This window comes from Streptomyces sp. NPDC091292 (genome assembly GCF_044757265.1).
Classification (GTDB): domain Bacteria; phylum Actinomycetota; class Actinomycetes; order Streptomycetales; family Streptomycetaceae; genus Streptomyces.
In genome coordinates this window covers 43,848-57,226 of sequence record NZ_JBIVUQ010000011.1, presented here as the reverse complement: position 1 = coordinate 57,226, position 13,379 = coordinate 43,848, and the positions used below count along the sequence as shown (strand labels likewise).

At 69.6% G+C, this 13,379-nt stretch carries 10 protein-coding genes; 4 read left to right on the top strand and 6 right to left on the bottom strand.

The genetic code is table 11. The features are described from left to right. Positions 1-112: 112 nt before the first annotated feature. From ACIQNU_RS26795 to ACIQNU_RS26785, 3 genes are all read left to right on the top strand, one after another. Entirely contained in the window at positions 113-1,339 is a 1,227-nt protein-coding gene (locus ACIQNU_RS26795; RefSeq protein WP_401371244.1) for a thiolase family protein, read from the top strand. Then, positions 1,336-3,480, top strand: coding sequence for a 3-hydroxyacyl-CoA dehydrogenase NAD-binding domain-containing protein (locus tag ACIQNU_RS26790; protein WP_401371241.1), 2,145 nt, complete (start codon positions 1,336-1,338; stop codon positions 3,478-3,480). Before ACIQNU_RS26795 ends, ACIQNU_RS26790 begins: the two co-directional genes overlap by 4 nt. Positions 3,481-3,607: 127 nt before the next feature. Further along, on the top strand, positions 3,608-3,979 hold the full coding sequence (locus ACIQNU_RS26785) for an NTP pyrophosphohydrolase (RefSeq protein ID WP_401371240.1): 372 nt from the start codon (positions 3,608-3,610) through the stop codon (positions 3,977-3,979). Here the strand turns inward: ACIQNU_RS26785 and ACIQNU_RS26780 are convergent. The 6 genes from ACIQNU_RS26780 to ACIQNU_RS26755 form a co-directional block, all read right to left on the bottom strand. Beyond that, positions 3,967-5,463, bottom strand: a complete 1,497-nt coding sequence (locus ACIQNU_RS26780; RefSeq protein WP_401371237.1) for an amino acid permease — start codon at positions 5,461-5,463, stop codon at positions 3,967-3,969. The two genes, ACIQNU_RS26785 and ACIQNU_RS26780, sit on opposite strands and share 13 nt — an antisense overlap. Before the next feature lie 166 nt (positions 5,464-5,629). Continuing rightward, on the bottom strand, positions 5,630-7,555 hold the full coding sequence (dxs, locus tag ACIQNU_RS26775) for a 1-deoxy-D-xylulose-5-phosphate synthase (protein WP_401371235.1): 1,926 nt from the start codon (positions 7,553-7,555) through the stop codon (positions 5,630-5,632). 222 nt (positions 7,556-7,777) lie between these two features. Continuing rightward, on the bottom strand, positions 7,778-9,082 hold the full coding sequence (locus ACIQNU_RS26770; protein ID WP_401371233.1) for a sugar ABC transporter permease: 1,305 nt from the start codon (positions 9,080-9,082) through the stop codon (positions 7,778-7,780). Continuing rightward, on the bottom strand, positions 9,079-9,867 hold the full coding sequence (locus tag ACIQNU_RS26765; protein WP_401371230.1) for an ATP-binding cassette domain-containing protein: 789 nt from the start codon (positions 9,865-9,867) through the stop codon (positions 9,079-9,081). Before ACIQNU_RS26765 ends, ACIQNU_RS26770 begins: the two co-directional genes overlap by 4 nt. Before the next feature lie 231 nt (positions 9,868-10,098). Next, a complete protein-coding gene (locus ACIQNU_RS26760; protein ID WP_401371227.1) occupies positions 10,099-11,202 on the bottom strand; it encodes a substrate-binding domain-containing protein in 1,104 nt (367 codons plus the stop codon). Between the two features lie 133 nt (positions 11,203-11,335). Next, positions 11,336-12,535 (bottom strand): ROK family transcriptional regulator, encoded by a 1,200-nt coding sequence (locus tag ACIQNU_RS26755; protein WP_401371225.1) that lies wholly within the window; start codon positions 12,533-12,535, stop codon positions 11,336-11,338. A gap of 258 nt (positions 12,536-12,793) precedes the next feature. Here ACIQNU_RS26755 and ACIQNU_RS26750 point away from each other — a divergent pair, with 258 nt between their 5' ends. Beyond that, entirely contained in the window at positions 12,794-13,366 is a 573-nt protein-coding gene (locus ACIQNU_RS26750; RefSeq protein ID WP_401371223.1) for a DUF6461 domain-containing protein, read from the top strand. Positions 13,367-13,379 lie beyond the last annotated feature (13 nt).

Below are 13,379 nucleotides of genomic sequence, written 5' to 3'. Positions count from 1 at the left end.
GGCTGGGCAGCCTGGTTACCCGCTAGTAGCATGGCGGTGTCCGCAGCGCGCCGCGCCAGTCGTCGGCGCGCGCCGCGCGGCAGTGCCGTCCCGCATCTGGAGGAGAGCCATCGTGCCTCGTAGCGTCAGGGACGTCGTCTTCGTCGACGGCGTCCGTACCCCGTTCGGCAAGGCGGGCCCGAAGGGCATCTACCACGAGACCCGTGCCGACGACCTCGTCGTGAAGTCGATCCGGGAGCTGCTGCGCCGCAACCCGGCCCTCGACCCCGCGACCATCGACGAGGTGGCGATCGCGGCCACCACCCAGATCGGCGACCAGGGGCTGACCCTCGGCCGCACCGCCGGAATCCTCGCGGGCCTGCCGCAGTCCGTGCCCGGCTACTCCATCGACCGGATGTGCGCGGGCGCGCTGACCGCCGTCACGACGACCGCCGGTTCGATCGCCTTCGGCGCGTACGACGTCGTCGTGGCCGGCGGTGTCGAGCACATGGGCCGCCACCCGATGGGCGAGGGCGTCGACCCGAATCCGCGGTTCGTCAGCGAGAAGCTGGTCGACGAGTCGGCCCTGTTCATGGGCATGACCGCGGAGAACCTGCACGACCGCTTCCCGCACCTGACGAAGCTGCGCGCCGACGAGTACGCCGTGCGCTCCCAGGAGAAGGCCGCGAAGGCGTACGCGAACGGGAAGATCCAGCAGGATCTGGTCCCGGTCTCGATCCGCCGGACGAGCCCGGATGCCGGGGAGACCGGCTGGGGTCTCGCCACCCGCGACGAGCCGATGCGGCCCGGCACCACACTGGAGTCCCTGGCGAGCCTGAAGACCCCGTTCCGTACGCACGGCCGGGTCACCGCGGGCAACGCGGCGGGGCTGAACGACGGCGCGACCGCCTCGCTCATCGCCGCCGAGGATTTCGCGCGCGCGAACGACCTGCCCGTCAAGATGCGGCTGGTCTCCTACGCCTTCGCGGGTGTGGAGCCCGAGGTGATGGGCTACGGCCCGATCCCGGCCACCGAGAAGGCCCTCGCGAAGGCCGGTCTGTCGATCTCCGACATCGGCCTGTTCGAGATCAACGAGGCGTTCGCCGTGCAGGTGCTCGCCTTCCTCAACCACTACGGCATCGCAGACGACGACGCGCGCGTCAACCAGTACGGCGGCGCCATCGCGTACGGCCACCCGCTGGCCTCGTCCGGCGTCCGGCTCATGACACAGCTCGCCCGCCAGTTCGAGGAGCAGCCGCACGTCCGGTACGGACTGACCACCATGTGCGTCGGCTTCGGCATGGGCGCCACGGTCGTCTGGGAGAACCCGCACTTCGAGTCCGCCGGAGGCAGCAAGTGACCACCACCGCTGAACTGTTGAAGGGCGCGGCCGAGCTGTTCCCGGACGAGGTCGTCACCGAGGCGCACGTCCGCCATCTCGACCTCCCGGCGTCCGGCGGCTCCGCGACGGGCGGCCGGTTCGCGCTCATCACCCTCGACAACGGCCTGGACCACACCAAGCCGACCACCTTCGGACCGCGCTCCCTGGCGAATCTGGACGCCGCGATCGACCAGGTCGAGAAGGAGGCCGCCGAGGGTTCGGTCGTCGGGGTCGGTATCACCGGCAAGCCGTTCATCTTCGCCGTCGGCGCCGACCTCAAGGGCGTCGAACTGCTGAAGAACCACGCGGACGCCCTCGCCGTCGGCAAGGGCGGGCACGAGGTGTTCAAGCGCCTCGCGGGCCTGGCCGTGCCGACCTTCGCGTACTACAACGGCGCCGCGATGGGCGGCGGTGTCGAGGTCGGTCTGCACTGCGCCTACCGGACCGTGTCCGCCGCGCTGCCCGCCTTCTCGCTGCCCGAGGTCTTCCTCGGTCTCGTCCCGGGCTGGGGCGGCTGCACGCTGCTGCCGAACCTGATCGGCGCCGACCGTGCGGTGTCGGTCGTCATCGAGAACTCGCTGAACCAGAACCGGCAGCTCAAGGGCGCGCAGGTCTACGAACTCGGCATCGCCGACGCCTTGTTCGAGGGCGCCGACTTCCTGGAGCAATCGCTGATCTGGACGGCGTCCGTCCTGGCGGGCGAGATCGTGGTCGAGCGGCCCGGGGTCGACCGGGGCGAGGCATGGGACGAGGCCGTGGCGCGGGGCCGGTTCCTCGCCGACTCCAAGGTGCACGGCGCGGCCCCGGCCGCGTATCGCGCGCTCGACATCATCGCCGCCGTCAAGGACGGTGACCTCCAGGCCGGGTTCGACGCCGAGGACCGGGCGCTCGCCGACCTCGTCATGGGCGGGGAACTCCGCGCCGGGCTCTACGCGTTCAACCTGGTGCAGAAGCGCGCCAAGCGGCCCGCGGGCGCGCCCGACAAGAGCCTCGCGCGTCCGGTGACGAAGGTCGGCGTGGTCGGCGCGGGGCTGATGGCCTCGCAGCTCGCCCTGCTGTTCCTGCGCCGCCTCGAAGTGCCGGTCGTGCTGACCGACATCGACCAGGAGCGCGTCGACAAGGGCGTGGGCTATGTCCATGCCGAGATCGACAAGCTGCTCGGCAAGGGCCGGATCAACCAGGACAAGGCCAACCGCCTCAAGGGCCTGGTCACCGGCGTCCTGGACAAGGCCGAGGGCTTCTCCGACGCGGACTTCGTGATCGAGGCCGTGTTCGAGGAGATCGGCGTCAAGCAGCAGGTGTTCGCCGAGGTCGAGGCGGTGGCGCCCGCGCACGCGATCCTCGCGACCAACACCTCGTCGCTGTCCGTCAGCGAGATGGCGTCGCAGCTCAAGCACCCCGAGCGGGTCGTCGGCTTCCACTTCTTCAACCCGGTCGCGATCCTGCCGCTCCTGGAGATCGTCCGCGGGGAGCGGACCGACGACGCGTCGCTGGCCACCGCGTTCGCCGTCGCCAAGAAGCTGAAGAAGAGCGCGGTGCTGGTCAAGGACGCCCCGGCGTTCGTCGTCAACCGCATCCTGACCCGCTTCATGGGCGAGATCCAGAACGTCATCGACGAGGGCACGCCCGTCGCGGTCGCCGAGCGGGCCGTCGAGCCGCTGGGCCTGCCGATGTCGCCGCTGGTCCTGCTCGAACTGGTCGGCCCGGCCATCGGTCTGCATGTCTCCGAGACCCTGCACCGCGCCTTCCCGGACCGCTTCACGGTCTCCGAGAACCTGGCCGCGGTGGTCAAGGCGGGCAAGCGCGGCTTCTACGTGTACGACTCCGGCAAGCCCGAGTTGGACCCCGAGGTCGCCGCGCTCCTGAAGCAGGGCGACAGCGTCCTGACCGAGGAGCAGGTACGGGCCCGGGTCCTTGACGCGGTCGCCCAGGAGATCGGCCTGATGCTGGCCGAGGGTGTCGTCGCCGAGGCCCAGGACATCGACCTCTGCCTGATCACCGGCGCGGGCTGGCCCTTCCACCTGGGCGGCATCACCCCGTACCTGGACCGCGAGGGCGTCTCCGAGCGGGTGAACGGGAAGCCGTTCCTGGCGCCCGGGGTGGCGAGCGTTCCGGCGTAGCCACGGCTTGGCCGGCGGGGCACGTGCGGAAGGGGTGTGCGGGTGAGTTTCCCCGCACACCCCTTCCGCACGTGGTGAGAGTTCATCCGTGGTGAGAGTTCATCCCTCGTGGGAGGAGACTGACCCCATGGTGACTCTGATGATCGTCGACGGTGCCAATGTCGTCGGGTCGGTGCCCGACGGATGGTGGCGGGATCGGCGGGGCGCCGCCGAGCGGCTGCGGGACCGGCTGGTGCGATACGCCGATGAGGGCGTCGAAGGATTCCCCGGCCCCCTCGACATCGTGCTGGTGGTCGAGGGGGCCGCGCGGGGGGTGCCGTCGGTTCCGGGTGTCCGGGTCGAGGACGCGCCGGGCAGCGGCGACGACCACATCACCCTGCTGGCGGCCGGCGCCGGGGACCGCCCGTGCGTCGTCGTCACGGCCGACCGGGAGCTGCGGCGGCGGGTCGGTGAGGCGGGGGCGCGGACGGTGGGGCCGCGGACCGTCTACGGCGCCTGATCGACCGGCAGTTTCGGCAGATGGCGGCCGAGCCTGCTGTGGGACTTCCCGTAGAGGAAGTAGACGGCGACGCCGATGACCATCCAGATGCCGAACCGCAGCCAGGTCTCGGCGGGCAGGTTCAGCATCAGCCAGCCCGACGCGAGGACCGACAGGATCGGCACCAGCGGGACCAGCGGGGTGCGGAAGGCGCGGTGCAGATCCGGGCGCTGCTTACGCAGCAGGACCACCCCGATGGCGACCACGACGAACGCGAACAGGGTGCCGATGTTGACGAGTTCGGCGAGTTCGTTGATCGAGGTGAAGCCGGCCACGATCGCGACGATCACCCCGAGCAGGATCGTCGTGCGGTACGGCGTACCGAAGGTGGGGTGCACCTTCGAGAAGACCTCCGGGAGCAGCCCGTCCCGGCTCATCGCGAAGAACACCCGGCTCTGGCCGAGCAGCAGGATCATGCAGACCGAGGTGAGTCCGACGGCCGCGCCGAAGCTGATGAGCCCGGCCCAGAAGGGGTGCCCGACCGCTTTGAACGCGTCGGCGAGCGGGGCGTCGACGGTGAGGTTCGTGTACTTCTGCATGCCGGTGACGACGACGGACACGGCCACGTACAGGATCGTGCAGATGAGGAGGGAGCCGAGGATGCCGCGGGGGACGTCGCGCTGCGGGTTGTGGGTCTCCTCGGCGGCGGTGGCGACGATGTCGAAGCCGATGAACGCGAAGAAGACCACGGCCGCGGCGGTGAAGATGCCCATGACGCCGAAGTTGGTCGGGGTGTAGCCGAACATCAGCTGGATCAGCGGGGCGGTGATGTCGGAGCTGCCGGGGACGGACTGGGCGGGCGGGATGAACGGCTTGTAGTTGGAGCCGGTGATGAAGAACGCGCCGACGACGATGACGATCAGGACGACGGTGACCTTGACGGCGACGATGACGCTGGTGACCCGCGAGGACAGCTTCATACCGAGGACCAGGATGCCGGTCAGCACCAGGACGAGGATGCAGGCGAGCAGATCGAAGCCGAAGGTGCCGTTCTGGGTGCCGGCCAGCGCCTGCGGCATGTGGAGCCCCGCGGTGTCCATCAGGGACTGCACATAGCCCGACCAGCCGACCGCCACCACGGCGCAGCCCAGGGCCAGTTCGAGGACGAGGTCCCAGCCGATGATCCAGGCCGGGAACTCGCCCAGCGAGGCGTACGAGAAGGTGTACGCGGAGCCCGCCACCGGGACCGTCGACGCGAACTCCGCGTAGCAGAGCGCCGCGAGGGCGCAGACGACGCCCGCGACGACGAAGGCGAGGGCGACCGCGGGGCCCGCCGTCTCCTTGGCGATCTTTCCGGTGAGGACGAAGATGCCGGTGCCGATGATGACGCCGACGCCGAACACGGTGAGATCGAGCACGGACAGCGACTTCTTGAGGGCGTGTTCGGGCTCCTCGGTGTCCCGGATCGACTGCTCGACGCTCTTCGTCCGGAAGAGGGTGCTCACGGGTGTACCTCCACGCGCTTGTCGTCCTCGACATGATCGAGAGGGCAGGGGTTCCGTCTGCCCCGACGCGAGCGGATTCACGCGAACGGGCCGATTCCATCACCCGTACAGGGAGTGGAACCGGCCCGTTGTGGACCGTTCGGACTACACGCGGTGGCGGAAAAGGTCAGTCGCGTACGGGCTCGACCGCGTCGACCGTCGCCGCCCGCGCGAAACGCCCGTCGAGCTTGGCCACCAGACCCGTGACCTGGCGGGCGATGTCCGGGGCCGTCAGCCCGATCTCCGCCATGACCTCCTTGCGGGAGGCGTGGTCGAGGAAGCGCGGCGGAATGCCGAAGTCGCGCAGCGGTACGTCGACTCCGGCGTCCCGCAGGGCCTGGGCGACGGCCGAACCGACGCCGCCCGCACGGGAGTTGTCCTCGACGGTGACGACGACGCGGTGCTGCTCGGCGAGCGGCGCCAGGGCCTCGTCGACGGGCTTGACCCAGCGCGGGTCGACGACTGTGGTGGAGATGCCCTGCTTGTCGAGGAGCCCGGCGATCTCCAGGCACATCGGCGCGAGGGCGCCGACCGAGACCAGGAGGACATCGGGGCGGTCGGCGCCGGCCTTCCGCAGGACGTCCATGCCGCCGACCTTGCCGACGGCCTGAACGGCGGGGCCGACGGCGCCCTTGGAGTAGCGCACGACGGTCGGCGCGTCCGAGACGGTGACGGCCTCGCGGAGCTGGAGGCGGACCTGGTCGGCGTCGCGCGGCGCGGCGATCCTGAGGCCGGGCACGCACTGGAGGATCGACATGTCCCACATGCCGTTGTGCGAGGCGCCGTCGGTGCCGGTGACGCCGGCCCGGTCCAGGACGAACGTCACTCCGCACTTGTGCAGCGCGACATCCATCAGGAGCTGGTCGAAGGCGCGGTTGAGGAAGGTCGCGTAGACGGCGAAGACGGGATGCAGGCCGCCGGTGGCGAGGCCGGCGGCGGAGACCGCGCCGTGCTGTTCGGCGATCCCGACGTCGTAGACACGGTCGGGGAAGGCGTCGGCGAACTTCTTCAGGCCGACCGGCTGGAGCATCGCGGCGGTGATGGCGACGATGTCGTCCCGCTCATGGCCGAGCTTGACCATCTCCTCGCCGAACACCGACGTCCAGTCCATGCCGGACGCGGCGATGGGCAGGCCGGTGTCGGGGTGGATGGGGCCGATGCCGTGGAAGCGGTCGGCCTCGTCCTGCTCGGCGGGCTGGTAGCCGCGGCCCTTCTCGGTGAGGCAGTGCACGATGACGGGGCCGCCGAACCGTTTCGCGCGGGTGAGCGCCGACTCCAGCGCCTCGATGTCGTGGCCGTCGATCGGGCCGACGTACTTCAGGCCGAGGTCTTCGAACATGCCCTGCGGGGCGATGAAGTCCTTGAGGCCCTTCTTGGCGCCGTGCAGCGTCTCGTAGAGCGGGCGGCCGACGACGGGGGTGCGCTCCAGGAGGTCCTTGCCACGGGCGAGGAACCGCTCGTACCCGTCGGTGGTGCGCAGGGTCGCCAGGTGGTCGGCGAGGCCGCCGATCGTCGGTGCGTACGAGCGTTCGTTGTCGTTGACGACGAGGACGAGGGGGCGGTCCTTGGCGGCGGCGATGTTGTTCAGCGCCTCCCAGGCCATGCCGCCGGTGAGGGCGCCGTCGCCGATGACGGCGACGACGTGGTCGTCCTTGCCGAGGACCTGGTTGGCCTTCGCGAGGCCGTCGGCCCAGCCGAGGACGGTCGACGCGTGGGAGTTCTCGATGACGTCGTGCTCGGACTCGGCGCGCGACGGGTAGCCGGAGATGCCGCCCTTGGCGCGCAGCTTCGAGAAGTCCTGACGGCCGGTGAGCAGCTTGTGCACATAGCTCTGGTGCCCGGTGTCGAAGAGCACCCGGTCCCTCGGTGAGTCGAAGACGCGGTGCAGCGCGATCGTCAGCTCCACCACGCCGAGGTTGGGGCCGAGGTGGCCGCCGGTCTTGGACACCGCCTCGACCAGGAAGGTCCGGATCTCTCCGGCGAGCTGGTCCAGCTCTTCCGGGCTGAGCCGGTCCAGATCGCGCGGTCCCGTGATGCGGGTCAGCAGCGGCACCCGTGCCTCCTTGCAATAGAGCTGTTCGACAGTAGCCGGGTCTGCCGAGTCTAATGTTCCGGCCGCGGGGACGGCGCCCTGGGCCCGGGGACTTACGTCACCCGTTCGGGTGTATTCACACCGGCGTGCACGGCCCGCAGGGGGGCGCATGCCTGTGCCCCGCGCCGGGGGGCGGAGCGGGGCACAGGCGGCCGGGCGGGGCCCGGAGGGGACGGGCTGCGGTCAGGCGCGGCCCGCCGACTTCTGGGTCTTGCGGGTCACGGCGTCGATGACGACCGTGGCGAGCAGCACCGCGCCGGTGATCATGTACTGGATCGGCGAGGCGATGCCCTGGAGGGCGAGGCCGTACTGGATGGAGACGATCACCAGGACGCCGAGGAGGGCGTTCCAGGTGCGGCCCCGGCCACCGAAGAGGCTGGTGCCGCCGATGACGGCCGCCGCGATGGCGTTCATCAGCAGGTCACCGCCGCCCGCGCCCTGGTTGGCGGACGCGATCTTCGACGCGATGAACAGGCCGCCGATCGCCGCGAAGGTGCCGGAGATCGCGAAGACCGAGATACGGACCATCTCGACGTTGATACCGGCACGCCGGGACGCCTCGACGCTGCCGCCGAGCGCGAAGATCTTCCGGCCGAAGGTGGTGCGGCGCAGCATGAAGTCGGTGAGCAGCAGCACCGCGATGAAGATCACCACGGCCAGCGGCAGACCCTTGTACTGGTTGTAGAGGATGGCGACGGCGAAGGCCAGGACCGCCAGGAGCACCGTCCGCACAATCGTTTCCGCGAGCGGCTGGGACGGCACCCCGGCCGCCTCACGGCGCCGGTTGCCCAGGTACGAGGTGAGGAAGTACACGGCGACCACGACGATCGCGAGCGCGTAGGCGGCGGCGACATCGGTGAAGTAGTAGCTGGTCAGCTTGGCGACGATGCCGTTGCTGTCCAGGTTGATGGTGCCGTTGCTGCCGAGGATCTGGAGCATGAAGCCGTTCCAGAACAGCAGCCCCGCGAGGGTGACGGCGAAGGCGGGCACGCCGATCCGGGCGAAGAAGAAGCCGTGGATGGCGCCCGCGGCGGTGCCGGTGAGGATGGCCAGGACGAAGGCCAGCCACTCGTTCATGCCGTGCGTGACGCTGAGCACCGCGAAGGCGCCGCCCGCGACACCGCTCACCGAGCCGACGGACAGGTCGATCTCGCCGAGCAGCAGCACGAAGACGATACCGACGGCGATCATGCCCGTACCGACCATGGTGACCGAGATGTTGGAGAGGTTCTCGGCGCTCAGGAAGTTGGAGTTCAGGCTCTGGAAGATGACCCAGATGATGATCAGGCCGAGGACGACCGGCAGGGAGCCGAGGTCGCCGGCGCGCATCTTGCGCTTGAACTCGGAGAGGTAGCCGCCCAGTCCCTGTTCGCGGACGAGCAGGCGCGGGTCGACGGCGGTGACGGCGGCCGACGCGGCCTCGGTGTTCTCGACCGAGCCCGTGGGGACCGTGTCGGTGGGCGCGGAGCCGCCCTTGTCGATGCTCACTTCTGGGCCTCCCCATGACGCGCCGCACGACGGGTCACGGCGTTCTCCGTGGCGCCGGTGATGGCGGAGATGATCTCTTCCTGCGAGGTGGACTTGACGTCGAAGACGCCGTTGTTCCGGCCGAGCCTCAGAACCGCCACCTTGTCCGCGACGGCCTTCACGTCCGCCATGTTGTGGCTGATGAGGATCACGGCGTGACCGCGCTCCCGCAGCCGCTCCACGAGGTCGAGGACCTGGGCGGTCTGCTCGACGCCGAGCGCGGCGGTGGGCTCGTCGAGGATGACGAGCTTGGGCTCGCCGAGCATCGAGCGGGCGATGGCGACGGTCTGCCGCTGGCCGCCCGAGAGCGAGGCGATCGGGATACGGACGCTGGGGATGCGGATCGACAGGGTGTCGAGGAGTTCGCGGGCGCGGCGCTCCATCTCGACCTCGTCCAGGACACCCCGGCGGACGACCTCGCGGCCGAGGTAAAGATTCCCCACGACGTCGATGTTGTCGCAGAGTGCGAGGTCCTGGTAGACCGTCGCGATGCCGAGACTCTGGGCGTCGTACGGCCGGTTGATCTGCACCGGCCGGCCGTCCCACTCGACGACTCCGTCGTCGATGGGGTGCACGCCGGCGATCGTTTTGACCAGCGTGGACTTTCCGGCGCCGTTGTCGCCGACCAGGGCGACCACCTCGCCGGCGTGGACCTCAAGCTCTACGTCGGTGAGCGCCTGTACGGCACCGAACCGCTTGGAGACCCCGCGCAACGCCAACACGGGCGTAGCGGACACGTGAACCATCTCCTTCGCCGCCTGACCGGCGGGGATGCCGCGCCGTGCGGGCGCGGAGGGTTGAACTGAAGGACAGCGGAATCCCTCGGTGAGGGGTCGGCCGGGGCGCCGGTCCGTGTTCTGCCCGGTGCCCCGCCGGTGCGGCGGGGCGATGGTGACGGGGCACCGGGCAGGTCTGGGCGGCGGTCCGGCCGCGGGCGGGGTACCCGGTGGAACGGGTTCCCCGCGCGACGGGACTCGCTACTTCAGGCCGATCTTGTCGCAGGCGGACTTGTACTGCGCCGAGCAGATCTCGTCCAGCGTGTAGAAGCCGTCCTTGATGACGGTCTCCTTGATGTTGTCCTTGGTCAGCGAGACGACCGGGACGAGCACCGACGGGACCTGCTTGGTGGTCGGGGAGTCGACCTTGTCCTTGGCGATGGAGTCGAGCGATTCGCCCTTGCCGAGCGCGACGGCCATCTCGGCCGCGACGGCGGCCTCCTGCGGGTACGACTTGAAGACGCTCATGTACTGCTCGCCGGTGACGATGCGCTGCACACCGTTGAGTTCGGCGTCCTGGCCGGTGACCGGCGGGAGCTTGGAGAAGCCGGCGGCCTTCAGGGCGGTGATGATGCCGCCCGCCATGCCGTCGTTCGCGGAGTAGACGCCCGTGATCTTGTTCTTGCCGATCGCGGAGATCGCGCCCTCCATGTTGGCGTTGGCGTTCTCCGGCTTCCACTCCTTGGTGTCGTAGGACTTGCCGATGTTCACCTTGCCCTCAAGGACCGAGAGGGCGCCCTTCTTGAAGAGGGCGGCGTTCGGGTCGGTGGCGGAACCGTTCATCATGACGATGTCGCCGGCCTTGGGGTCGGAGCCGAGGGCCTCCAGGAGCGCCTTGCCCTGGACGCGGCCGACCTCTTCGTTGTCGAAGGAGGTGTAGGCGTCGATCGGGCCCTGTGCCAGGCGGTCGTAGGCGACGACGGGGATGCCCGCGTCCTTGGCCTTCTTGACGGAGCCCTCGATGGCCTTGGCGTCGACGGCGTCCACGATGAGGACGTCCACCTTGTTGGTGATCATCGTGTCGACCTGCTGGTTCTGGGTGCTGGCGTCCTGCTTGGCGTTGGCGTAGGTGACCTTGCCCTTGCCGTTCGTCAGCTCGCTGACCTTCTTCTCGATCAGCGGCTTGTCGAACTTCTCGTAGCGCGCTGTCTGGTTCTCCGGCAGGAGCAGACCTATGTTCAGGTCGTCGCCCTTCTTGGCGCCATCGGACTCCTTCGACCCACCGCCGGACTCCTTGGCGCTGCCACAGGCAGCCAGCGAAACGGCCATCGCGGTGGCGGCCACGGCCACGGCTGCACGACGCATACGCGTGTTCACTTCAGAAACCTCCCTGACGAGGCCGCGACGTTGCGGCCGAGGTGGCTGGAAGTCAACTCGGCCACCACGCCAGCGTCAAGGAGTAAATCCTTAACGAGATGACAACGGTGCCATGCGTGAACTAAGTGAAGACAGGTGTGGCCACCTGGACAGAACCGTCCAAAAGGGTGGAATCACCCATCTCGCTGAGCGCCAGCGCAAGGGCCCCGAGCACCTCGGCACGGCCGCCAAGTGCCCCAGGAAGTACGGAAAGACGACGGGCCGCGCTGGGTATGGCATACCTTCCGACGGATTCCCTGATGGGCCCGAGAACCAGTTCTCCCGCCTCCGCCAGATCGCCACCGAGGACGACCCGGCTCGGGTTCAACAGATTGCAAAGATTCGCCACACCGCTGCCGATGTGGCGCCCCACGTCCGCGATCACACGACGGCAGCCCGGGTCACCGTCACGCGCCAGCCTGACCACCCCTTCCATGGTCAGATCCGTGCCATGGCTGGACTGCAGGAGCGGCAGCACATAGCGCGCCGCCGCGAAGGTCTCCAGACACCCGCGGTTGCCGCAGCGACACACGGGCCCTGATTCATCGAGTGTAATATGTCCGATTTCTCCCGCAGTTCCACCGGGACCCCGGTAGATCTGCCCACTGATCACCAGACCCGAACCCACACCGCTCGCGACCTTGATGTACGCGAGGTCCTTGACGCCCCGTCCGCTGCCCCAGACCAGTTCGCCGAGTGCGCCCAGATTGGCGTCGTTGTCCACGTACACCGGCACGCCGAGCCGCCCCCGCAGCTCCTCGGCGGGCTTGGTGCCGGTCCAGCCCGGCAGTATCGAGGTCGACCCGAGGGAGCCCGACTCCACGTCGATCGGACCGGGCACCCCGACCCCGACGCCCGCGATCTTCGCGCGGTCCACGCCGGTCGCCGCGACGAGCCGGTTGACCAGGACCTCCGCCCGGTCGAAGCCCTGGGCGGCGGAGGCGTCCACATCGAGGGGTTCGGACTCCTCGGCGAGCACCTGGTGGGCCAGGTTGCCGATCGCCACGCGCAGATGGGTGTGGCCGAAGTCGACGCCGATGACGATGCCGGCGTCGCCGCTGAGCGAGACGCTGCGGGCCCTGCGGCCACCGGCCGACGTGGGCGTGACCTCGACCGTTCCGCCGTCCTTCAGCTCCCGGACGATGTTGGAGACCGTCGCGGCCGACAGCCCCGTGGTCCGCGCGATCTCGGCCTGGGTGAGCGACCCGGCCAGCCGCACGGCGCGCACCACGCGCTCCAGATTGGCCCGGTGCAACGACGACTGCGACCCCGGAGTCTCCATCGACTCATCCACCTCTGCCCTCTGCGGGCGGACGCGGTGCCGCCCCTGTGGCCCGGATCACCACAGCGAAACCCGGGTCATTTACAAGTTGTGAACTCCAAGCTCCGCTGAACGGGTTACCGCAGTCAAGTCCTTGACGGAAATCGGTTACCGACCCACCACCGGGGGCGACCGGACGAAAGCCCGGTCAGCGGGGGGCCGGGTACGGTGCCGGAACAACCCGCGCACAGCTGCCGGGCCGGCCACGGGGAGGGCGACTTGGACGGGGTCACATGGATGGCGGACGTCTTCGACACCTACTGCGCGACGTTCGCGCGGGGGCTGGACGCCCGGGAGCTGGCCCGCCGTCTGGGCGGGGACCCCGGACGGATCCTGCCCGCCGTGTCGGACGGCGACGCCTTCACGCTCGCCATGGACGAGGGTCCGGTCGCCCGTCTGGGCACCTGCGCGGGGTGGGCGTTCGCCCTGGAGCACTGGAGCGCGGAGGGCATGGACCGGGCCACCCTGCGGCGGGTCTCCGCGGGTACGGAGGCGGTGGTGCTCCTGGACAGCGGGACACCGCCCCGATGGTTCCTGTACGCCCGTGACGGCGAGGTCGTGGCGGACTTCGAACCCGGGGTCGAGGCGGACCAGATGGGCGGCGCCGACCCTTCGTCGCTCGTTCCGGCGCTCCACGCGGCGGGTCTCCTGCTCGCCGACGGCACCGCGGCCCCCGACACCGACCCGGGCCTGCTCATCCTCCGCATGACGGAACAGGCGTTCGACCTGAACCTGCCGCGCGCCACCCTGGAACACGGGGTCCTGCCCGCGGTGGTCCTCACCTCCTCGTAACGGACCGCCAACG